This window comes from Tenacibaculum sp. MEBiC06402 (assembly GCF_049239625.1).
Classification (GTDB): domain Bacteria; phylum Bacteroidota; class Bacteroidia; order Flavobacteriales; family Flavobacteriaceae; genus Polaribacter.
On the sequence record NZ_JBMKKT010000086.1, the window covers coordinates 48811 to 71380 of the forward strand.

At 30.8% G+C, this 22570-nt stretch carries 20 protein-coding genes, 1 tRNA gene and 1 pseudogene; 15 read left to right on the forward strand and 7 right to left on the reverse strand.

What is annotated here, in order from left to right:
- Positions 1–5 precede the first annotated feature (5 nt).
- Positions 6–755: a hypothetical protein gene (locus ACOSP6_RS04160; RefSeq protein WP_422094205.1), complete on the forward strand. Its 750-nt coding sequence runs from the start codon at positions 6–8 to the stop codon at positions 753–755.
- Positions 756–828: 73 nt separating this feature from the next.
- On the opposite strand, the gene ACOSP6_RS04165 is transcribed toward ACOSP6_RS04160, so the two are convergent.
- From ACOSP6_RS04165 to ACOSP6_RS04180, 4 genes are read right to left on the reverse strand one after another with little or no spacing between them, the layout of a single operon-like run.
- Positions 829–2202 (reverse strand): MBL fold metallo-hydrolase RNA specificity domain-containing protein, encoded by a 1374-nt coding sequence (locus ACOSP6_RS04165; RefSeq protein ID WP_422094204.1) that lies wholly within the window; start codon positions 2200–2202, stop codon positions 829–831.
- Positions 2203–2211: 9 nt separating this feature from the next.
- Positions 2212–3051 carry an ATP cone domain-containing protein gene (locus ACOSP6_RS04170; RefSeq protein WP_422094203.1) on the reverse strand — a complete coding sequence of 280 codons (840 nt, stop codon included), beginning with the start codon at positions 3049–3051 and terminating at the stop codon, positions 2212–2214.
- Positions 3052–3076: 25 nt separating this feature from the next.
- Entirely contained in the window at positions 3077–3478 is a 402-nt protein-coding gene (locus ACOSP6_RS04175; RefSeq protein WP_422094202.1) for a hypothetical protein, read from the reverse strand.
- 32 nt (positions 3479–3510) lie between these two features.
- Positions 3511–4347 (reverse strand): universal stress protein, encoded by an 837-nt coding sequence (locus ACOSP6_RS04180; protein ID WP_422094201.1) that lies wholly within the window; start codon positions 4345–4347, stop codon positions 3511–3513.
- A 446-nt stretch (positions 4348–4793) separates the two neighbouring features.
- Here ACOSP6_RS04180 and ACOSP6_RS04185 point away from each other — a divergent pair, with 446 nt between their 5' ends.
- From ACOSP6_RS04185 to ACOSP6_RS04210, 6 genes are all read left to right on the forward strand, one after another.
- The gene (locus ACOSP6_RS04185) at positions 4794–5780 is read left to right on the forward strand and encodes an efflux RND transporter periplasmic adaptor subunit (protein WP_422095699.1); all 987 of its coding nucleotides are present in this window, start codon (positions 4794–4796) and stop codon (positions 5778–5780) included.
- Between the two features lie 2 nt (positions 5781–5782).
- A complete protein-coding gene (locus ACOSP6_RS04190; protein ID WP_422094199.1) occupies positions 5783–7045 on the forward strand; it encodes an ABC transporter permease in 1263 nt (420 codons plus the stop codon).
- Position 7046: 1 nt separating this feature from the next.
- Positions 7047–7721: an ABC transporter ATP-binding protein gene (locus tag ACOSP6_RS04195; RefSeq protein WP_422094198.1), complete on the forward strand. Its 675-nt coding sequence runs from the start codon at positions 7047–7049 to the stop codon at positions 7719–7721.
- 86 nt (positions 7722–7807) lie between these two features.
- A complete protein-coding gene (locus ACOSP6_RS04200) occupies positions 7808–8398 on the forward strand; it encodes a CDP-alcohol phosphatidyltransferase family protein (protein WP_422094197.1) in 591 nt (196 codons plus the stop codon).
- A gap of 1 nt (position 8399) precedes the next feature.
- Positions 8400–9614 carry a metallophosphoesterase gene (locus ACOSP6_RS04205; RefSeq protein WP_422094196.1) on the forward strand — a complete coding sequence of 405 codons (1215 nt, stop codon included), beginning with the start codon at positions 8400–8402 and terminating at the stop codon, positions 9612–9614.
- Between the two features lie 65 nt (positions 9615–9679).
- Entirely contained in the window at positions 9680–10135 is a 456-nt protein-coding gene (locus tag ACOSP6_RS04210) for a pyridoxamine 5'-phosphate oxidase family protein (RefSeq protein ID WP_422094195.1), read from the forward strand.
- Between the two features lie 146 nt (positions 10136–10281).
- Here ACOSP6_RS04210 and ACOSP6_RS04215 read toward each other — a convergent pair whose 3' ends face one another.
- On the reverse strand, positions 10282–10779 hold the full coding sequence (locus ACOSP6_RS04215; RefSeq protein WP_422094194.1) for a hypothetical protein: 498 nt from the start codon (positions 10777–10779) through the stop codon (positions 10282–10284).
- Positions 10780–10919: 140 nt separating this feature from the next.
- Here ACOSP6_RS04215 and ACOSP6_RS04220 point away from each other — a divergent pair, with 140 nt between their 5' ends.
- Both ACOSP6_RS04220 and ACOSP6_RS04225 read left to right on the forward strand, forming a co-directional pair.
- Entirely contained in the window at positions 10920–11189 is a 270-nt protein-coding gene (locus ACOSP6_RS04220; protein ID WP_422094193.1) for a heavy-metal-associated domain-containing protein, read from the forward strand.
- A 24-nt stretch (positions 11190–11213) separates the two neighbouring features.
- The gene (locus ACOSP6_RS04225; protein ID WP_422094192.1) at positions 11214–12209 is read left to right on the forward strand and encodes an NAD(P)-dependent oxidoreductase; all 996 of its coding nucleotides are present in this window, start codon (positions 11214–11216) and stop codon (positions 12207–12209) included.
- 71 nt (positions 12210–12280) lie between these two features.
- On the opposite strand, the gene ACOSP6_RS04230 is transcribed toward ACOSP6_RS04225, so the two are convergent.
- A tRNA-Met gene (locus tag ACOSP6_RS04230) sits at positions 12281–12353 on the reverse strand.
- Positions 12354–12465: 112 nt separating this feature from the next.
- Between ACOSP6_RS04230 and era the strand changes: the two are divergent.
- The 3 genes and pseudogenes from era to ACOSP6_RS04245 all read left to right on the forward strand — a co-directional run.
- Positions 12466–13356, forward strand: a pseudogene (era, locus tag ACOSP6_RS04235) (GTPase Era); the annotation flags it as partial.
- 92 nt (positions 13357–13448) lie between these two features.
- Positions 13449–14222 (forward strand): choice-of-anchor I domain-containing protein, encoded by a 774-nt coding sequence (locus ACOSP6_RS04240; RefSeq protein WP_422094191.1) that lies wholly within the window; start codon positions 13449–13451, stop codon positions 14220–14222.
- Positions 14203–14997 (forward strand): choice-of-anchor I domain-containing protein, encoded by a 795-nt coding sequence (locus ACOSP6_RS04245; RefSeq protein WP_422095702.1) that lies wholly within the window; start codon positions 14203–14205, stop codon positions 14995–14997. The genes ACOSP6_RS04240 and ACOSP6_RS04245 overlap by 20 nt, the downstream gene beginning before the upstream one ends.
- Positions 14998–15052: 55 nt before the next feature.
- Here ACOSP6_RS04245 and ACOSP6_RS04250 read toward each other — a convergent pair whose 3' ends face one another.
- Complete coding sequence (locus ACOSP6_RS04250; protein WP_422094190.1) at positions 15053–15559, reverse strand: GTP-binding protein; 507 nt, start codon at positions 15557–15559, stop codon at positions 15053–15055.
- A gap of 106 nt (positions 15560–15665) precedes the next feature.
- Here ACOSP6_RS04250 and der point away from each other — a divergent pair, with 106 nt between their 5' ends.
- From der to ACOSP6_RS04265, 3 genes are all read left to right on the forward strand, one after another.
- The gene (gene der, locus ACOSP6_RS04255; RefSeq protein ID WP_422094189.1) at positions 15666–16976 is read left to right on the forward strand and encodes a ribosome biogenesis GTPase Der; all 1311 of its coding nucleotides are present in this window, start codon (positions 15666–15668) and stop codon (positions 16974–16976) included.
- Positions 16977–17122: 146 nt separating this feature from the next.
- On the forward strand, positions 17123–19897 hold the full coding sequence (locus ACOSP6_RS04260; protein WP_422094188.1) for an outer membrane beta-barrel protein: 2775 nt from the start codon (positions 17123–17125) through the stop codon (positions 19895–19897).
- A gap of 115 nt (positions 19898–20012) precedes the next feature.
- Complete coding sequence (locus tag ACOSP6_RS04265) at positions 20013–22400, forward strand: GAF domain-containing protein (protein WP_422094187.1); 2388 nt, start codon at positions 20013–20015, stop codon at positions 22398–22400.
- The last annotated feature ends 170 nt before the right edge of the window (positions 22401–22570 follow it).

A 22570-nucleotide genomic window follows, 5' to 3' on the forward strand; every position in this document is an offset into this window, starting at 1 on the left:
TTATTATGAATACTAAAATTTTAAACATGAACAGTACTAAATTTTATTTAAGACTAAAAGCTATTTTACTTGTAAGTGCACTAACTTTATTTTTCAGTTGCTCTAGCGATGAAAATACTGATGGAAGAATTAATCTTAGTGTAGCTGCCAATAATAGCGCTGTAAGTAACAAAACTACGCAAGTTAATAGTAAGAACTCAACGGTTGTTTTTACAGAATTTAAAATTTCTATTAGAGATGTTGTTTTTAAAAATGATGATGATCCAAATAGTAGCTTAGACACAGATGAAGTTATGTTTAGAGGTCCTTATCATATTGATTTAATGGCTAATGGAACTGCCCTTGAACAAACAATTGGTGATGTCGCAGTTCCAGATGGAACTTACAAAGAATTACGATTCAAATTTCATAAAGACAAAACATTACCTACTACCGACAAACTTTATGACAAATCTATTTACATAGAGGGAACTGTAAATGATAAAAAATTCATTTTCTGGCATGATACTAGTGAAAATTTAGATGTTGGAAGAAGTACTGGTGTTACTGTTACTGAAGGAATTGTGAACTTAACTGTTGAATTTAAGATACAACAATTCCTTAACTCACTTAACCAAATAGATTTATCGCAAGCTGTGGATGGAAATCAAAATGGTGTGATTGAAATTAATCCAAATGACCAAGATGGTAATCAAGATATCGCGAAGCAACTCAAAGAAAACATAAAGGAAACTGCTGATTTAATTAACCAATAAATTAAATATAAAACAAAACACCTTAGAGGAGCAACAATAACTTTCTAAGGTGTTTTTTAACTCCAATTAGTAACTAAACCATAATTCTTTCGACTTGGTTACGTTTTGGAATAACTGTATTCCATTTGTATGTGTCTTTAATTTTCACTCGAAAAGCATCTAGTGCAGTGCTTTCACCGTGAATTAAATATACTTTTTCAGGAATATTTTTTATGTTATCCATCCAATTGAGTAAATCGTTCTGATCTGCGTGTGCAGATAAACTTTCGATAATTTTAACTTTAGCGTTAACTGGATAATATTTCCCAAAAAAACGAATTTCATGAGCTCCGTTTTGAAGCTGTCTACCTCTAGTTCCTTCAGCCTGATAACCCACCAAAAGAATCGTTGTAGAAGGTTCATCTATTAATTGACTAAGATATGTCAAGACTCTTCCTCCGGTTACCATTCCACTACCTGCAATTATTATTTTGGATCTCTTATCATCAATAGTTTCCCAAGTTTCTTTATACGATTGAATAATATATACATGATTACACATTGCCTGATACTCTTCATCAGATAATTTATGCCATTTTGAAAAACGTCTAAATACCTCCAAGACATTATTTCCCATGGGACTATCAACAAAAATTGGAATGTTTGGAATTTTGTTTTTCTTGTATAATTTCCATAAAACAAACATAACTGTTTGCAAACGCTCAACAGCAAAACTTGGGATAATCAAGTTCCCTTTTTCCCAAATTACTTCTTTAATAATTTCACCTAAAGTTTCTTCGAAATCTAATTCGGGATGCAATTTATCTCCGTACGTACTTTCAATAAATAAAAAATCTGCCCATTCGGGTTTTTTAGGATTCTTGAGCAAATAATCATTCATTCTTCCAATATCACCAGAAAAAACTAATCTCTTATTAAAAATATCTAACTCAATAAATGTCGCCCCAATTATATGTCCATTATACATAAAACGGAAACGAATATTACCAGAGATTAAAATCCATGTATCTTCAGCTTCTTCTTTAAACAAACTAATTGTTTTATCTACTTCTTTCTTGGTAAAAAAAGGCAATGCAGGTTCGTGTTTGGTATATTTTTCTTTGTTGGCTCGTTCAGCACTTTCTTCATGAATTTTTGCACTATCATTTAATATGATTTCTGCAATAGCAAGCGTTGGAGCAGTTCCAATAATTTCTCCATTAAAACCTTGCATTATCAATCTTGGTAAATAACCAACATGATCTAAATGCCCATGTGTTAATAGCACAATGTCAATAGAGGATACATCAATCGGAAGATTTTCCCAATTACTTTCTCTCAACTCCTTTACTCCTTGGAAAACACCACAATCAATTAATATCTTTTTTTCCTCCGTTTCAATTAAAAACTTTGATCCTGTAACCGTTTCAACACCTCCTAAAAAATGGATATTTACTGAATTTCGCATTTTCTTTTTTTAAAAATTACATACCTCTTTAACTTCATTTAATATCCTATTTTTTCTTGCTTCAGAAATTCCAAGGTGATCAAGAAAAAAAGAATCTTTCAAAAGTTCTCTGTACAAAACAACTTTTCTACTTAACAAAAACTGCTTCTCTCGTTTTGTAAGTAAGCTTGACACTGTAATTGGATACAAACCTAATCGGTCAATGCGGTCTTTCAATCCATCATTTTCAGGATAATCCCAACTTAACAAATACAACCCAGCACACTCTCCATATTGAATAGCATTTTCAGTAAAACGTGTATTGGTTACGACCCAACCTTCTTTAAGAAAGTGTTTGTTTTTTGAAGAATTCCATCCTTTTTCGACATCTAAAAACCGAGAATGAATATAAAGCGGAACTTTAACATTGCTATTGAGTCCTTGCTCTCCATGAAACTTACACTCAATCAAAATTGCATGGGTATCCTTATAAGCCAAAACATCAATTTCATGAGAAACGCATTTACCCTGAACAATTTGCCCTACTTCAGTTTTATAGCCAGAATATTGAAGAATTTTACTAATAAAAAGTTCAAAAGGAAAACCAGTTGGCCCAAGTTCATAAATGGCTTTCTTCAGTTTATATTTACTTGCTAAATAACCTTTGTGTTTTTTTAACAATGCGTAAGCTCTATTATATATTTCTTTCGTAGATATTCCTTCATAAAGTTCTTCTTGAACCTTATGTACAATATTTGTTATTGTATGCTCATCTGCTCCAGTTCTTCTTAATGAATTCTGAAGCTTTTGAATGGAAAATGGCATGCTTTTCCCAGATGATTTTGTAATACCTACGGCTTGGTTTTTCATGCTACATAGATTCTAAACATTCACTCTATTTGTAAAAATCTCTTACCCAGGCAACAACCTGATTATCTGTCATACTATCAGCTGTTTCTACTTTGGCAACCTTTTTATCAACTGCTTTATGATTTTCTTCGAGCTCTTTTTTGAACTTAATTTTAGCTTCTGCCGGACCGAAAATCACGATACTATCTGCTTCTTTTATTTCAGGAATTATTTCGTTAAAGTAATTTCTAAACTGATGCTTTTCTCTTTCTAAATATTTACTATCCTGAACCACATCTTGTGGACCTCCTTTTAATTTAGTTCCAGAGCCTCCATGAATACGAAAATGCTCTATGTTAGAAGGAATTGTTTTAAAAGTTTCTTCATTATTCTCTATAGTTACAACGTGTGCTTGATTTTTATCTAGCCAAATACCTATATTTTTCATCTTTTGTTAATTTAAGTTATTGAAAATCTTGTTTATGAAGGAATTACCAAGAAAGGAATCTTGACTTGAAAACCTATTTGTTTAACTTTTGATTTTAGAAATAGCTTTTCAAATAAATCCTTTTTATTGTTTATCATAAGTAACATATCAATCTTTTTAATTGATTGAAAATTGGAAATTTCATCTGTGATACTTTGATTTTTTTTTATTGTAAATTCTACATCCGTTTTTTCAAATAAACGCTCTAACTTTTCTTTATTTGACTCCTGAAACTTTGATAACATATTATCATTTGAAACATGGAGTAAGTTGATTTTGGTTTTATAACCAATTACTAAATCAATAAAATATTGGAAATCTATTATTTGAAAATTCACTTCAAAATCTGAAGGAAATAGAACTTCTTTTAAATCATTAAACACATAACCATTTGGAACTGCTAAAACCGGACATTCAGCATTTTTTATTACTTGTACCGCATTCGTTCCAAATAGGACTTTTTCTAAACCTGATGCTCCTTTAGTTCCCATTACAACAAAGTCTATAACACTAGCTTTGTATAACTCGTTAATTTCATTTGTAATGGTATTAAATGACACACTCGAAGAAAATGTATGATTTACATTATTATAATTTGTTGCTACTTTCTCCATTAAGTTTTTCATGCTCTTCTCTGCAGTTTTCTTAAGGGAATCTACCATACCAATCTGCGCTGATCCAATTTCGAAATATCCAACATCGTAAATAACAGGTGTATAAACATGAAGGAAATGAAATAAACATTTTTGATTTTCGAATAGTGCCAATGCGTATTCTATCGCTTTCCACGAATTTTCGGAAAAATCGGTTGGTAGAAGGATTTTTTTCATTTTAAAAAAGTTTAGTTACTGATAATAAAGAGAAAACAAATGATAAACTCTTAATTACTTGCTACAGTATTACCTGTAAAATTCAACAACCCTTTGTTTTGGTCGGAAGGTTCCATTTCAAAAACATGTATCAAATTGTTTTTTCCAAAAAACACCAATTGAATGTTATTGATATATCCAAAAGTAATTTCAGTAAAAGGAAAACGAAATGATATATATCAACTTCAATAAATTAAACAAAAAAACAGTTATGAAAAGGTATGAGAAATATCATTTCATCAAAGAAGTGTGGATTCTAATTTTGAGTGTCAGTTAAAATTATTCCATTAAAAAAAATGAAACTAACCTAAAACATGAAACTTTATCCTCTTTTCTTCTTAGTTATATATATTCTATTATCCTGCGAAAGCAAACAAGATAAAACGCTTCCGGTAAAAAGGGAATTAGTGGAATGCGTTTACTCGTCGGTAACCATTCAACCAGATAGCGTTTATAATGTTCATAGTACTGTTTCTGGAATAATAGAGAACGTTTTAGTTAAAGAAGGCACTCAGGTAGCTCGGAATCAAGACATAATTCAAATAATAAATAATACGCCAAAGCTCAACTTAAAAAACAGTGAATTGTCATTACAATTAGCACATGAAAATTATTTTGGAAAAGCCACTATATTAAATACCATAAAAGACGAAATAGCTTCGGCTTATTTGAATTATAAGAATGACTCAATTAATTTTTTCAGACAAAAAAACTTGTGGCAACAAAAAATTGGCTCAAATGCTGAATATGATGCTAGAAAGCTTAAATATGAATTGTCAAAAAATAACCTATACCTACTAAAAAACAAATACACTCAAACCGAAAACCAATTAAAAACGGCTCTCAAACAGGCAGAAAACAGCTATCGAGTTTCTCAAATTAATACTAAAGACTTTACTGTAAAAAGCAAAATAAAAGGAAAAGTGTACGCTATTTATAAAGAACCTGGTGAACTAATTTCAATTCAAGAACCACTAGCTTTAATAGGAAGTTCGAATCGTTTTTTAATCGAAATGCTTGTTGATGAAGTTGATATTGTTCGTATTAGAGAGAATATGGATGTAATTATAAAATTAGATGCTTATAAAGAACAAACATTTAGCGCTAAAGTTTCAAAAATTTACCCACAAAAAGATGAACGAAATCAAACTTTTAAAGTTGAAGCAACATTTATAAACGCTCCTGAAGTTTTATATGCTGGTTTATCGGGCGAAGCGAATATTATTATTAAAAAGAAAGAGAATGTACTAACCATTCCAAAAAGTTATCTGACTGAAGGTAACCAAGTACTTACAAAAAACGGGTTAGTTACCGTAAAACTTGGACTTGAAAATATTGAATTTATTGAGGTTATATCAGGTATTGATGAAAACACATACATCTACAAAGAATAAACATGTTAAACTGGAGTGTTATATTAAGTATTGCTAAAACCCATTTGCTTTCAAAAATTAAGCAAACTTCTACAGCCGCCATGGGTGTTATGTTTGGTATTGGAGCGTATATTACCTTGGTTTCATTTATGACTGGATTAAATACTATGTTAGATGATCTTATCATAAATCAAACTCCACATATACATATTTACAACGAAATTAAGCCTTCAAAAAAGCAACCTGTAGACTTGTACAAAGAGACTCAAAATACATTTAACATTGTACATTCTATAAAACCCAAATTAAGCCAAAAGAAAATCCACAATGCCTTACCTATTATTCAATATTTAAAAACTAAAAAAAATATTCGAGGTGCAATACCTCAAGTTAAAGCTACTATATTTTACATCGCTGGTTCTATAGAACTAGGTGGTAGTTTAAAAGGAATTCAACCTTTAGAAGAAGCTAAATTGTTCAACTTAGAAGACTATGTTGTAAAAGGAACTTTGCAAAGTTTACAACAAAACAATAACGGAATTATAATTGGAAAGGGAATTGCAGAAAAAATGTCATTAAAAGTGGGAGATCGGATACAAATTAGCACGATAAATGGTGATGTATTTCCTCTGAAAATAGTTGGATTTTATCAAAGTGGAATTGCCGAAATAGATAATATACAGAGTTTTGTTAATTTAAAAACTGCTCAAAGAATTATTGGAAAACCTGAAGATTATATTACCGATATTAATATCAAACTTCATGACATTAGCAAAGCCGTCTCTTTGTCAAAAAAAATTGAAAATCAGTTTCAAGTAACTGCGGTAGATATAGAAACAGCAAACGCTCAGTTTGAAACAGGTACTTCCATCAGAAACTTAATTACGTACGCAGTATCTATCACGCTTTTAATTGTTGCTGGGTTTGGCATTTATAATATTTTAAACATGCTTATTTATGAAAAGATGAATGACATTGCAATATTAAAAGCAACTGGCTTTTCTGGTATAGATGTTCAACTAATTTTTATGAGTCAAGCTATGATAATTGGTGTCGTTGGTGGAATATTAGGATTACTTGGTGGTTATCTACTGGCTAAGTTTATAAGTACTATACCTTTTGAAACAGAGGCCTTACCAACCATAAACACGTATCCTGTTAATTTAGATCCAATGTTCTTTATTATCGGAATTTCATTTGCTTTAATTTCTACTTTTTTAGCTGGATATTTACCTTCAAGAAAAGCTAAGAAAATAGATCCTGTAAAAATCATAAGAGGTCAATAAAATGGATATAGTTTTAGAAGCAAAAAATATAAACAAGCACTTTCAAAAACCTGTACCTTTTCATGTTTTAAAGGATATCAATTTCAAGATAAACAAAGGAGAATTTGCTTCAATAATGGGGAAATCTGGTTGTGGAAAATCTACTTTACTGTATATACTTTCTACGCTAGACACCGATTACTCAGGAGAGTTATTTTTAAACAACGAACTACTCACACAAAAAAGTAGCGAATACTTATCATTTATACGAAACAAACATATTGGTTTTGTATTTCAATTTCACTATTTATTATCTGAGTTTTCAGTATTAGAAAATGTTATGCTTCCTGCAAAAAAACTAGCTGAAAAAACATTAAAAGAAATTGAGTTTGATGCTATGAGTAAATTAAAAATGTTAAATATTGAACATTTAGCTAAAAAACGAGCTTCTAGGATTTCTGGAGGAGAAAAACAAAGAGTAGCCATAGCGCGAGCACTTATTAATAATCCTTCTTTAATTATAGGTGATGAACCTACCGGTAATTTAGATAGCCATAACTCTTCGAATGTGTTTAATATTTTCAGACAACTAAAAGAGGAAGAAGGATTATCATTATTAGTAGTAACTCACGATCATGAATTTGCCGAAAAAACTAATCGAATTATCCAAATGGAAGATGGAAAAATCATACAATAAACATTAATGATATTCATCATTTTGTCTGATAAATTCAAAATGTAAATTGCTAAAGAATGAATTAATTTATTTTTAAGATCATAAAAATGCTAACATTCAAAAACTTCAACATTGCCGATTGGTTTTCTTTTTACCGCATTTTTGCCGCTCCTTTCTTACTTGGTTTAATCTGGTTTGATGTGCGTTTATTATTCACTTGGTTATTACTAATAAGTTATTCAACAGACGCTATAGATGGATATATAGCCAGAAAATTAAAAATTACAAGTCCAAGAGGTTCACAACTCGATTCTTTTGGTGATCAAATAACATTAATTGTTGGTTTAATCGGTTTGTTTTATTTTGAAAGTAGTTTTATCAAAACAAACTTAACTCTAATTGCTATAACCTTTATTCCCTATATCATTCAAATGATAATAGCTTATTATAAATATGGTAAAGCAACTGCTTTTCACACTTATCTAGCGAAATTATCAGCTATTTTACAAAGTGTTTTTATTCTGTCTGCCTTATTTTTCCATCCAGACTATAGTCTGTTCTATACTATGATAATCATCGGGTTACTAGAAACTCTAGAAGAAATAACACTTATATTTTTATATGATAATTGGGTTTCTGATGTAAAAGGAATTTATTGGGCGTACAAAGACAAAAGACGCTTACATAAAAAAGTATAAGATGAAATCTTATTCACTTTTTAAAATATTACTCGTTTGTATCGCTATTTTAATAGTTGACATTGCTGCTTTCTATTGGTTACAGAAAATTACACAATTAATAGTTTCTGAAAAACTAGAAACACTCATAAATATTCTTTTCTGGATTTTTACTTCAGGTTTAATAACTGCCATAATTCTGCTAAAAATTAGACTAGATAATATAAATCCTGAGAGAAAATATTGGTTAGTTTCGTCGCTATTTGGATTAACCGTTTCTTCTTTCATCCCTAAAATTGTATTTGTAATTTTTATTACATTTCTATACTTAACAAATTATTTATTTACAGAAAAAGAATCTCAAATTATAGTTCCTTTATCTGGTTTACTTTCAGGTTTCTTACCGTTTTTTGCAATTCTTTATGGAATTTTTAAAACTCGTTATAGGTTTAAAGTATATCATGAAACTATTAAAATCCACGAACTTCCAAAGGCTTTTAACGGATTGAAAATTGTTCAAATTTCTGATATCCATTTAGGAAGCTTTAACTACAAGTATTCAATTTTAGAAAATGCTTTTAATATAATTAACGAGTTGAATCCGGATTACATTTTTATTACCGGTGATTTGGTAAACAATTATGCTTGGGAATTAAAAGGTTGGGAAAACATATTTCTTACACTAAAAGCTACTAAAGGAAAATATGCAGTTTTAGGAAATCATGATTACGGCGATTATAGTGATTGGGATTCTGAAGAAGATAAATTGCAAAACTTTAATAGCATAAAACAATTTTACAAAACCATCAATTTTTATCTTCTTTTGAATGATGCTGAAATCGTAACTCAACATAATGAGCAGATAGCAATTATTGGTGTTGAAAATTGGGGAAATCCTCCTTTTAAAAGATATGGCAACTTAAAAAAAGCTCATAAACTTGTTAAAAATATTCCTTTTAAAATGTTATTAACTCACGATCCTAGTCACTGGGAAGAAGAAATAATATACAAAACAGGAATAAACCTAACATTTTCAGGACATACTCACGGAATGCAAGCTGGTTTTCAGTATAAAAAATATTATTGGAGTCCAATACAATATAAATACAAGCATTGGGCTGGTCTTTATGAAATAAATAATCAATATTTATATGTAAATAGAGGTTTAGGTTGGTTAAGTTTTCCTGGCAGATTAGGAATGCCTCCTGAAATTACTTGCATCACCCTTAAGAAGTGATAAATATCATAGTTTTTAAACTCTATCTCGTGTAACTTTCAAGTAAATATTAAAATGATAACCAGATGATTAGAGACTTAAACTTAACGGAAAGTAAAGCTATCTTAGCTGATAATTACATCGGGAATTTATCGTACATCTATAACAATAAACCCTATGTAGTTCCCATCACGTATTTTTTTGATGCCGACAAGAATGCTTTTATAATGTATTCTTCAGTTGGTCATAAAACCGAGGCTTTAGAAAAAAACAATGCTGTTTCGATTGGAGTGACAGAAATTGAAAACATCAATAATTGGAAATCCGTACTAGCAGAAGGTTCTTTTGAAAAACTTTCGAGTATTGATTCGAAAGCTTATTTGAGAGAATTCGCTCTAGGAATAAAAGAACTTATCTCGCGAAAAGAAGATAAAAAACCATTATTTATTTCGGAGTTTTCAAGTAAAATGTATTATGATAAAGTTCCTATTGTTTTTAAAATAGTAGTCGATTCAATAACTGGAAAATATAGAACGGAATAATTGAAATATCAGAGATGTTCCCCTGCTATTATTTAAAAATAACATACTACAGATATTCTCTTTTTTCAGATAATGAGATTAGAGAATACTCGTTTTTAAAGTTTTAAAAAAACTAAAGAAAGTTGATAATTAAATAAGATTGATTATCAACTTTCTTTACTTCTAAATCCTAAACCTTTTTTATAAGTTGGCACTTCCCATTTAATCATTTCTTTTAAAAACTCATCTACTTTTTCTATGATCAATCTTTCTGTAATTTCTTGTGGTGTGTAAAATCCTAATTCTACACTAGAGTTGTCTAAGTTTTCTACAAAAGGAAACATTATAAATATATACACATCACCACTGTAGGATTCTGTAAAAACCAATGTGCCTCCTTGAATAAATTGATACGATGGAATTTGATTGGTACAATCCATTAATTCAGCTGGAAATGAATTGAATGTAATATTCACAGCCTCGTTATTATTTATCCAATTAAGCTCTTGTACAATCCAACCTATATCATACTGTGCTACGATTTCATTTAACGTGTCGACTATCAATTTTTTAGTTTCCGTTTCCCACATTTTTTTCTTATCAACAACAGTTTTAATAGATTCTTTATAATCTATAACTCGTTCATCTAAGTGCTGTATTTTCATTTTTTAACATCTTAAAATTTATATAAAGCAACATAATCTCACTTATAATTAAAATGATTTCCATCATGTACATCCGAACTGAGAATTATCATTTCTACCGAGGTATGTTTTAATTAATTTTGATAAAAGCGATTACTAAAATGAAAATCACACTAGAAATACAAAACCTAAAATGTGGCGGTTGTGAAAAGACGATTACTGATAATCTTTTAAAAATTGAAGGAATTGACGAGGTGAACATTCATCATGAGAATTCTTCAATAACATTAGACTATTCTAACGAAAATAGTGTCCAAAAAGCAATAGAAAAACTATCGAAGTTAGGGTATCCAATTTCAGGAGATGAAAATAGCCTCGGTAAAAAAGCAACTTCTTATGTGAGTTGTATGATAGGAAAAATCAAATCTTAATCAAAATTACCTCTACTTACTTTTATGAAGACATTAATTTACAGTACTAAACCTTTTGAAAAACCTTTTCTAGAAGCCTCTGTGCATAATACCGAATATGAATTTGGTTATACCTCTGAACGATTAACTTTAGAAACAGCGGAAATGTCAAAAGGATTTGATGCTATTTCTATTTTTTCAGCAGACGATGCTTCAGAAAACATTTTAGCCAAGTTAAAAAGCAACGGTGTAAAGTATATCACCTTAAGATCAGCTGGTTATGACAACGTAAATTTAACCACAGCAAAGAAATATGGCTTGAAAGTTGCAAATGTTCCTGAGTATTCACCAAATGCGATTGCAGAACATGCTATTGCGTTGCTCATGAGTTTAAAACGACACGTTATTACCGCAAATAAACAGGTAAAAAAGAACAATTTTGCATTAGGCAATCTCGTCGGTTCAAATGTTGAAAACAAAACAGTCGGTGTCTTAGGAAGTGGAAAGATTGGAAGCATTATTATAAAAATTTTACACGGTTTTGATTGCGAAATTCTTGTAAATGATAGAGAAGAAAATAAAGAATTAATACAAAAGTATGATGTAAAGTACACTTCATTAGAAGCTATTTGTGAACAAGCTAATATTATCATTATTAGTTTACCACTTACTTCAGAAACTAAATATCTTATCAATGAAGATTTCTTTAACATCATTAAAAAAGACGATTTAATACTCGTCAATATAGCCCGAGGTGGTATCGTTAAAACAACCGCTATCTTAGATGCTTTAGCATCAGGAAAACTTAAAGGATATGCTACGGATGTATACGAAAAAGAAAGTGGTGTATTTTTCTACCATCATGATTCGGAAGAAATTGAAGATCCGTTGCTAAAAGAATTGATATATCATCCGAAAGTATTATTAACACCTCATCAAGCGTTTGCTACGGAAGAAGCGATTACAAATATTTGTGAAACCACCGTTGAAAATTTAACTTCTTGGAAAAATGGTGAAAAACCTAAAAATCAGCTTAATTAATTCTATAGTTTTGTTTTACCAAAGAATTAAAATAAAAAAACCGATTCAAGATTTGAATCGGTTTTACTTAGTAGCGGGAGCTGGACTCGAACCAGCGACCTTCGGGTTATGAGCCCGACGAGCTGCCTACTGCTCTATCCCGCGATATTGGACGGCAAAGATACAAACATTTTTCAGTTATATCCAAATAAAAATTAACCTTTTTTAAAAAAACTATAGGAGTCTTTTATAATCAACAGAATAAAAAACACTTACCTTTGCCTGCATGACACATAAAGCAGGATTTGTAAACATTATCGGGAATCCAAATGTTGGAAAATCGACCTTAATGAATGCTTTGGTTGGTGAAAAATTATCTATCATCACATCTAAAGCACAAACAACCAGACATAGAATTCTGGGAATTGTTAATGGAGAAGATTATCAAATTGTATTTTCTGACACACCTGGAATTATCAAACCAGCCTATGAATTACAAGATTCCATGATGGATTTTGTAAAAGCTGCCTTCGATGATGCTGATGTTTTAATTTATATGGTAGAAATTGGAGAAACCGAATTAAAAAATGAAGCTTTCTTCAATAAAATTATTAATAGTAAAATTCCAGTAATTTTATTATTAAATAAAATAGATAAGTCAACACAAGATCAAGTCGAGGAAAAAGTTGCTTATTGGCGTTCAAAAGTTCCAAATTCATTTGTGTATGTCATTTCCGCGCTAGAAAAATTTAATGTAGAAACTGTTTTCTATAAAATAATTGAGCTACTTCCAGATTCACCGCCTTTTTATCCAAAGGATCAATTGACGGATAAACCTGAACGTTTCTTCGTGAACGAAACCATTAGAGAAAAAATCTTACAGCATTACAAAAAGGAAATTCCTTATTCTGTTGAAGTTGAAACAGAAAGTTTTGTTGAAGAAGATAATATCATCAAAATTCGTTCTGTAATTATGGTGGAGCGAGAAACACAAAAAGGAATTATTATAGGTCATCGTGGTACAGCTATCAAAAGAGTAGGAACAGAAGCGCGTAAAAGCCTGCAACAATTTTTTGATAAGAAAATTTATTTAGACCTCTATGTTAAGGTAAATAAAAACTGGAGATCGAATGATAAACAACTTCGAAGATTCGGTTATAAAGAATAATTTAACATTAGCCTCTATTCGCTAACAAACTCTTTTTATTTACATAACTTTTGAATAAAGTTTTACATGAAGTTTTGTCAAAACTATCAACCATGAAAATTTTATTTAAAACTTTATCACTATTATTAGTGACTACTTTATTTAGTTGTAAGGACGATAATAGCGGAATTACACCTATAAACACCGAAGTTAACTTCCAATACGTAAACACTATTAATGTCGGTGGAGAAGGCGCTGCAGAGATATCTGCATACGAATCTAAAACTCAAAAACTATTTGTTGTTAACTCAGAAGCAAAAGAAATTTCTGTTTATGACTTAAAAGATATTGACGCTCCAGTTAAAACAGGATCAATACCTGTTATGTCTGGTGCGCCAAATAGTATTAGTACTTATGAAGGAAAAGTCGCAGTAGCTCTTGAAGATGCCGTAAAACAAAACGATGGTAGAATTGCATTATATAATGCTGAAAACAATACTTTAATTTCTTCTTATACTGTAGGAGCTTTACCAGACATGGTTACTTTTTCTAAAGATGAAAAGTTAATTATTTGTGCAAATGAAGGAGAACCAAATAGTTTATATACAAATGACCCTGAAGGAAGTATAAGTATTATTACTGTTGAAACCGGTAATGTTACAACTTTAAACTTCGCTGCATTTAATAGTCAGGAAGCTTCATTAGAAAGCAGCGGTTTTAGAGTATTTGGACCGAACGCTGATTTAACAAAAGATATTGAACCAGAATATATCGCAGTTTCAGATGATTCAAAAACAGCTTGGGTTTCTTTGCAAGAAAACAACGGATTAGCAAAAAGTAAACTTAGTTACAAAAACTATCGAAGGAATATATCCTTTAGGATTTAAAAATTATAATGTTGCAGGAAATGCCATTGATCCGAGTAATGAAGACGGTAAAAAAGAATTACGCAATATTCCTGTTTATGGAATCTATCAACCAGATGCTATTACTTATGTGAATATTAATGGAACAGGATATATTATTTCAGCAAACGAAGGAGACGCGAGAGAATATATTGATGATAAAGGAACAGACACAGAAGATGACGACGAAGAAATCTTTGTAAATGAAGAAAGAATCAAAAAAATTGATTTAGATCCTACAGCTTTTCCAAATGCCACTGAATTACAAAAAGAAGAAAATTTAGGAAGATTAAAAATCGCTTTAGATTTGGGCGACACCGATAATGATGGAGACTATGATAAGCTTTATTCTTATGGAGGAAGATCTTTTTCTATCTGGTCTGAAAATGGTGCTTTAATTTATGATAGCGGAAATAGTATTTCTAAGAAAACATTAGAATTAACTCCAGCTACGTTTAATGATGATGACGGAAGAAGTGATGACAAAGGTGCAGAACCAGAAGCTGTAGAAGTTTTAAATATAAATAACGAACGTTGTATTCTTTTTGTTGGACTAGAACGAACGGATCAAATAATGGTTTATGATATTACTAATCCAACTTCGCCAATGTTCTTAAGCATTTTATCTCATAACGGAGATGAAGCTCCAGAAGGCTTATTAGTTATTCCAGCTAAAGATAGTCCGAACGGAAAAGACTTATTATTAGTTTCAAATGAAGATAGTGGAACTGTAAGTATTTATCAAAACGTACAGTAATCAAAATTTCATTCTTTTAAAGAAACAACCATTGTTTAAAAATAATGGTTGTTTTTTATTTTACTTTTCTAAGTATTGATTCAGTAAAGCTTTTAAGTTCATCCATTTGATTTTGCCCGAAAGACTTCCCTACTCTACCAATCCAATACAAGGTAATCCAAAGTAAAGGCAACACAATTAACATGATTACCGGAAACGTAACACTATTTCCCAAAGAATGATTTGTGTAAGCAATTACGGCGAAGATGAAAAATGCCAACGCCACCCCAAAATGAATAAACATAAATAAAGTCCAAACGTGAGGTTTCGGACCAAATAATCCTCTGATTTTTGCCTTTTCATCTACGCCATCTTCAACTTCCATGTGTAATTGTGGCGACCAAAAATGACTTTCTTTCTCCGGAACATCAATTATTATATGATGATCAACTATCTTAATTTTATAATTTTCCTCCTTATCAACAACATCTAAAATTTTAGCTACTAATTCAGTCGCAGGTAAATTCATTTCAAGTTGAAATCGAGGTTTTAAAAAAATCTGATTGTATAACTGATCATCCATATTTATAAGGTTAATACCATACAAGTTAGCAAAAAAAGCATAGTATTTAAAAATACTGATGGTTTCCTTTCAGTAAATTGTATCTTTGCCCAAAATTTATTTTTGAATGAGTAGCATTGTTGCCATTGTAGGAAGACCGAATGTAGGTAAATCAACCCTTTTCAATAGATTAATTAAGCGTAGAGAAGCTATTGTTGACTCAGTAAGTGGAGTTACAAGAGATCGTCATTACGGTAAATCTGAATGGAATGGAAAAGAGTTTTCTGTGATTGATACAGGTGGATATGTAGTAGGATCAGATGATATTTTTGAAGAAGAAATCAGAAAACAAGTTCAGCTTGCTTTAGATGAAGCGGATATTATTCTTTTTGTTGTAGATGTAGAACAAGGTATTACACCAATGGACGATGCTGTTGCTAAAATTTTACGTCAAGTAGAAAAGCCTTTATTTATGGCGGTAAATAAGGTTGATAATGCAATGAGAGCTGCTGACGCGGTTGAGTTTTACAACTTAGGATTAGGAGATTACCACACTATTTCTTCAGTAAATGGTAGTGGGACTGGTGATTTATTAGATGCTATTGTAGAAAAAATTCCAGAACCATCTGAAGATGACGATAAAGAAAATGAATTACCAAGATTTGCAGTTGTAGGAAGACCAAACGCTGGAAAATCCTCTTTCATTAATGCCTTAATTGGTGAAGACAGAAATATTGTAACGAACATTGCTGGTACAACACGAGATTCAATTGATACGAAATACAATCGTTTTGGTTTTGAATTCAATTTAGTTGACACCGCTGGAATTCGTAAAAAATCGAAGGTTAAAGAAGATTTAGAATTCTATTCTGTAATGAGAGCTGTTCGTGCAATTGAACATTGTGATGTTGCTGTTGTTGTAGTTGATGCAACTCGTGGTTTTGAGGGACAAGATGAAAAGATATTCTGGTTAGCAGAAAAAAACAGAAAAGGAATTGTAATTCTGGTGAATAAATGGGATTTGGTTGAAAAAGAGACAAATACAATGCGTGATTTCGAAAGAAAAATCCGTGAAACTGTTGCTCCTTTTACTGATATTCCAATAGTATTTATCTCTGCGTTAACAAAACAAAGAATATTCAAAGCAATTGAAACTGCTGTAGAAGTTTTTGAAAACAGAAAGCGCAAAATTCAAACAAGTAAATTAAACGAGACAATGTTGGAGATTATGCAGCATACGCCACCTCCAGCAATTAAAGGTAAGTTCATAAAAATTAAGTATTGTATGCAACTTCCAACGCATACTCCACAGTTTGCTTTCTTTGCTAACTTACCTCAATATATTAGAGATCCATACAAACGTTTTGTAGAAAATAAACTTCGTGAACATTATGATTTTTCTGGTGTTCCTATTAGTATTTATTTCAGACAAAAGTAAAATCAGGCGCTTTAAATTGCGCAAATAATTGATACACCCTCAGAATCAACTTTTCAAAAAATAACATAAATTAACTTTTATTAACTTTTTGAAAGGTTGATTTTTTTGTTTTTTTGCGCCGACAATCAAAAACAATAATAATTTCTATGAAAAAAGTACTGATTTTAATTGCTTTAACCTTTGCTATAGGTGTAAAAGCGCAGTCTTATAAATTTAGTATTTCGGGAAAAATACAAACAGAAAAAGATAAAACTCCAATTGAAGCCGCAACAATCCACTTAGAAAAAATTAAAGATAGCGCTATTGTATCTTATACTATTTCTGATGAGAAAGGAAACTTTTCTCTAGAGGGTAAATCTTTTCACAAAAAAGCAAAGCTATTCATCTCATTTATCGGAATGGATAACTATTCAAAAGTTATTTCTCTAGACAAAACTCCGAACCTTAATCTTGGAACCATCTCTTTAAAAGAAGAATCAAACCTTTTGAATGAAGTAGTGGTAAAATCGAGAGCTCCAATTACTATTAAAAAAGATACTTTAGAATTCAACGTTAAATCTTTTAAAACTAAAAAAAATGCTAATGTCGAAGATTTATTAAAAAAGTTACCTGGAGTTGAGGTAGATGAAGAAGGTAAAATTACTGTAAATGGAAAACCTGTAAATAAAATATTAGTTAACGGAAAACCTTTTTTCGGAAACGATCCTACAATTACAACGAAAAACCTGGCGAAAGAGATTATTGAAAAAGTTCAAATTACAGATACTAAATCGAAATCCGAGGCTTTTTCTGGTGAAAAAGGAGATGCTAATAATAAAACCATCAATCTTACCATTAAAAAAGAAAATAACAAAGGTTGGTTTGGTAGAGTTTCTGCTGGCGGAGGAACTGATGAACGTTACGAAGGTGCAACTATGGTAAATCGCTTTGATAATAATCAACGTTTTAGTGTTTTAGCCAGTGCAAATAACATTAACTCTCCAGGTTTTAGTTTTGGCGAAATTCAAAAAATGTTTGGTAATGGTGGCGGCGTTTGGTTTAACGGAAATGGCGGTTTTAGTGTCAATGGAAGAAGTTTTGGTGGTGGAAGTGGAATTATTTCTTCAAGAACTGCTGGGGCTACCTATGCAGACGAATACAAAAAGGGATTCGACGTAAATGCTGACTATTTTTACTCTGGAAGTAATTCTAAAGACGTTTCAAGAAACAATAGAGAATATACACTTCCGGACAGACGTTACTTCACAAATTCAAATTCTAATTCAGATAACGAAAACCATAATCACAGTATTAATGCTGAACTAGATGTTGAAATTGATTCTACTTTTTTAATTAATGTAAATCCTTCGTTTGTATTTAATCGAAGAGAAAGTATCTTTAATAGATTTGAAGAATCATTAGATGAAAACCAAGTATTAACGAATGAGTTTTCTAGTAGCTCCTTCTCTAAGTTTGATGCGAAAAATTTTCAGAATACGATTGACATCACAAAACGATTTGGGGCAAAAGGTTCGTTTATCAAAGCTTCTATTCAAAACCAAATAGATCAATCTGACGGAGAGGATTTTAATCAATCGACAATTTCTATTTTCGGAACAAATCCAAGTTCTGAAGTAAGAGACCAAAAAAGTATAATTGACAATGAATTAAATAGCATTCGATCTAGAATTTCTTATAGGATTCCTTTAATTTCTAAAAAGTTATTCTTAGATACTAAATATCGTTATAGAAGAGATGAACGAACCAATGTTGAAAGTACTTTTGATTTCGAAAACTCTACACAAGATTACACCAATTTTAATACTGATTTAAGTACAAACTTTACTTATAACGACATTACTAAAACTCCTTCTATTGATTTAGTTTACAACGTTAAAAAATGGCGTTTTAACTTTGAAGTTGGACAGGTAAATAGAACTCTTCAAAATATTGATTTGTTACGACCAAACTTAAGTCTTGAAAAAGATTTCAATAACATTATTTTAGATGGAACTTTTAGATATCGTTTTGACTCAAAAGCCTCAATTTATTTAAATTATTCCTTAGACAATAACGCTCCAAGCATTAATCAGTTACAACCTTTTAGTGATGTTACCAATCCTTCTAATATCGTAACTGGTAATCCAAACTTAAAGCCTAGTCAAACACATAGAGTTTATGCAAACTTCAATAAATATAATTGGCAAAAAAGAACAGGGTTCTTCATGTATATGGGAGGAAGTTTAACCAATAATCAAATTGTAAGTAGAACAAGTATTGATGATAACTTAGTGAGAACTTCAACCTATGATAATGCAGATGGCGTTTACGACTTTTGGAGTGGAGCTAATTACAACAAAAATGTAAAGATAGATTCAATTACAACTATTAACTTTAGATTAGGAACAAGGTTAAGCGGAAATAGAAGTGTTAATATTTTAAATAACGTAGATAACATTGCTGAAACTTTCTCGGTAACTCCAAACTTTGGGTTCTCTTTTAATTGGAATAAAATAGTTTCGATTGAACCAAGATATGATATTACTTTTTCTAAAACTTCATATAATGTAAATTCGTTCTTAGATCAAGAATTCACGAGTCATCGTTTACGTATTAGAACAAAAACAAACTTCCCTAAAAAGTTAGAGTGGAGAAATGATGTAAATTATACGTATAATCCAAACGTTATAGGATTTAATCAATCGGCTTGGTTCTGGAATTCAACTTTAGCTTATTCAATACTAAACGACAAAGCTACTATTACTTTAAAAGCCTACGATTTATTAAATCAAAATACCAACGCTAGAAGAATTGCAACTTCCAACTATATTGAAGATTCTGAAAGTACTGTTTTACAACAATACTTCATGTTAGGATTTAGCTGGAAATTCAACAGTTTAGGTCAAAAAGGAAAAATAAGAGATTACGATTTTCACTTTTAAAAAACTAACCGCCAAATATGGCGGTTTTTTTTGTCTCAATTGTAAGGTTTTCTAGATTTAATAGACTAAAGTAAACATTTCGTAATTTTGTAATTACAGATAAAGAAGGGAAAAAATGACAATTCGTAACTTTCATAGTAGCTCAGACTTAGAATTACCGTTACACATTAATATTAGTTTTAGAGTGGTTTACGACCTTTTTAAAAAGTATACTAATGAGGAATTCAAAGGTCATCCGTATCATATCTCTGCTAAACACATGGTTGAAGAGATCAACAAAATTCCTGAGTTAATTGAGGGTTTCTCTGACTTCTCATTGTTGGAGAAACATGAAGAACTTATTAATCTTCTCTTAGACCCATTATTCCCTGAAATATTAACTTCAAATGAAATTAAAGCTGCTACCGTTCCATTTTCGTTTACTTGTTTCAAATTTACAAGCCGATTTGAAAATATCTTAGACAATGCGGGAGATGATTATATATTTGAAGTAAGAAACTTTGAGCCAGATGCTATGTATATATATGCATGTACATTAATTCTTGGAACAATTTACAATTACAATGTAGACTTAAAACGTCCTTTCTATTTTGATATTCCTGATAAAAATACAGGATTCACAAGGCATTACAGAGTTGCTTTTAACGGCGATTTCATGGACATTACTAAAACCGAAGATGCTCCAGAAATAACTGAAGATGATATAAAGTTACTGTTAGATAATTTCAACAATATTGATATTTGGAGAGAAAAGTTTCCGCCCAACTCATACATCTTTAAAGGTTTTGGAATCATGAACCTTTTTGATGTAACTACGGATGAAACTATTAATTCTATTCAAAATAATTTAATTGGTCGAGAAGACGATTCAATGACCGAAAAAATCCGAAACAACCTGAGAGATTTCTTTGGTATTGCTGATTTAAAAGTTGGATACTCTGTTTTTGATATTAGCCATTTAGATGAAGGTAGTGTAAAAATAAAACGTTCTGAAAGCATTCTATTAACAGAAGAAAAGCAAATCACTTGCGAGAAGTATTTCTGTAATCATGTTATCAATAAAATTTTTGTCGACAATGAAAGTATTGTCATTTCAGATGTTGAGAATTATAAAAAACTCTCAGGAGGTAATAAGTTTTCTTTAAATCTGGAAGATAAAGAAATCAACAGCATTATCCTGATTCCGATTAAAACCTCAAATAATCAGGATTTATTATTGCTTGAAATAGCTTCTCCAAGAGCTTACGAATTAAATTCAGTAAACAAACAAAAACTTAAAGACATTATACCAATGTTTAAGGCTGCTGCTGAACGTAACTCTGAAGAATATTTAAATATATTAGAAGCTACTATTCAAGAGTTTTACACATCGATTCATCCATCGGTAAAATGGCGTTTTTATGAAGCTGCTGAGAATTATCAAAATGCGATTCTCGATAAAGACGAGGATGCTAAAATTGAAAAAATCGCTTTTCATGATGTGTACCCACTTTTTGGACAGTCAGATATTAAAGAATCTTCATTGGCCAGAAACAAAGCGATTAAAGAGGATTTAACAAAGCAGTTAAGTTCTGCCATTCATGTTTTACGCGAAGCTTGTAAAAAAGAAACATTGCCAATTTATGATGAATTGATGTATCGTGTTGAAGAATATTTGGTCGATGTTGAAAAAGGTATGAAAGCTGGTGATGAAGTAGCAATTCTTGATTTTTTAAAACGTGAAATATATCCTGTTTTTAATCATATCAAAGAAATTAACGATGAACTTAGGGAGGTTGTTGATTGCTATTTAGCCCTGTTAGACGAAAATCTACAAGTAGTTTATGAAAAACGAAAGGACTACGAGAATAGCGTTACTAAGTTAAATGATAAACTTGCAAAGTTTATAGACAAAAAACAAGAAGAAGCGCAAAAGATATTTCCACATTATTTTGAACGATACAAAACAGATGGTGTTGAATACAATATGTACATTGGTCAATCTATAACTAAAGAACATAAATACGATCCACTTTACTTATATAACCTTCGTTTATGGCAATTACAAACTACCTATGAAATGGAGAATGTTGCCTATAAACTTAGAAAAGATTTAGATCATGATTTACGAGTTGCTTCCTTAATTCTTGTACATAGCAATCCACTTTCTATTGAATTTAGAATGGATGAAAAACAATTTGACGTTGATGGTGCATATAACATTCGTTATGAAATTATAAAAAAGAGAATTGACAAAGCTAATATTAAAGGTACGACTGAGCGATTAACAGTTCCGGGAAAGATTTCAATAGTATATTCTCAGGATAAAGATGCTGATGAGTATTTAAAATATATCAAGTTCTTACAGTCTAAAAATCAACTAGGAAAAGTTGAGTTATTAGAACTCGAGGATTTACAAGGTGTTTCAGGATTAAAAGCAATTCGAGTAGAGGTGCTTTATGAAACTGAAACCAATGAAAAGTCTTCCATATCAATTGATGAATTGATTAAGGACATGAAATAAAATTCTATAGAAAACGAAATGGTAAATGAACGGAGTCCAAATTAGAACTTATTCAAAAGTATAATTTCGACTTCGCTCAATCACCATCATATTGGTAGCTGAGCGGAGTCGAAGCTAGAGTTAATTTTAAAACTTTATTTCGAATTCGTTCAATCATTATTGGAACAAAA

Coding starts and splice junctions, on each gene's coding strand:
- ACOSP6_RS04160 (WP_422094205.1), top strand. CDS start 6: ATGAATACTAAAATTTTAAACATGAACAGTACTAAATTTTATTTAAGA.
- ACOSP6_RS04165 (WP_422094204.1), bottom strand. CDS start 2,202: ATGCGAAATTCAGTAAATATCCATTTTTTAGGAGGTGTTGAAACGGTT.
- ACOSP6_RS04170 (WP_422094203.1), bottom strand. CDS start 3,051: ATGAAAAACCAAGCCGTAGGTATTACAAAATCATCTGGGAAAAGCATG.
- ACOSP6_RS04175 (WP_422094202.1), bottom strand. CDS start 3,478: ATGAAAAATATAGGTATTTGGCTAGATAAAAATCAAGCACACGTTGTA.
- ACOSP6_RS04180 (WP_422094201.1), bottom strand. CDS start 4,347: ATGAAAAAAATCCTTCTACCAACCGATTTTTCCGAAAATTCGTGGAAA.
- ACOSP6_RS04190 (WP_422094199.1), top strand. CDS start 5,783: ATGTTAAACTGGAGTGTTATATTAAGTATTGCTAAAACCCATTTGCTT.
- ACOSP6_RS04195 (WP_422094198.1), top strand. CDS start 7,047: ATGGATATAGTTTTAGAAGCAAAAAATATAAACAAGCACTTTCAAAAA.
- ACOSP6_RS04200 (WP_422094197.1), top strand. CDS start 7,808: ATGCTAACATTCAAAAACTTCAACATTGCCGATTGGTTTTCTTTTTAC.
- ACOSP6_RS04205 (WP_422094196.1), top strand. CDS start 8,400: ATGAAATCTTATTCACTTTTTAAAATATTACTCGTTTGTATCGCTATT.
- ACOSP6_RS04210 (WP_422094195.1), top strand. CDS start 9,680: ATGATTAGAGACTTAAACTTAACGGAAAGTAAAGCTATCTTAGCTGAT.
- ACOSP6_RS04215 (WP_422094194.1), bottom strand. CDS start 10,779: ATGAAAATACAGCACTTAGATGAACGAGTTATAGATTATAAAGAATCT.
- ACOSP6_RS04220 (WP_422094193.1), top strand. CDS start 10,920: ATGAAAATCACACTAGAAATACAAAACCTAAAATGTGGCGGTTGTGAA.
- ACOSP6_RS04225 (WP_422094192.1), top strand. CDS start 11,214: ATGAAGACATTAATTTACAGTACTAAACCTTTTGAAAAACCTTTTCTA.
- ACOSP6_RS04240 (WP_422094191.1), top strand. CDS start 13,449: ATGAAAATTTTATTTAAAACTTTATCACTATTATTAGTGACTACTTTA.
- ACOSP6_RS04250 (WP_422094190.1), bottom strand. CDS start 15,559: ATGGATGATCAGTTATACAATCAGATTTTTTTAAAACCTCGATTTCAA.
- der (WP_422094189.1), top strand. CDS start 15,666: ATGAGTAGCATTGTTGCCATTGTAGGAAGACCGAATGTAGGTAAATCA.
- ACOSP6_RS04260 (WP_422094188.1), top strand. CDS start 17,123: ATGAAAAAAGTACTGATTTTAATTGCTTTAACCTTTGCTATAGGTGTA.
- ACOSP6_RS04265 (WP_422094187.1), top strand. CDS start 20,013: ATGACAATTCGTAACTTTCATAGTAGCTCAGACTTAGAATTACCGTTA.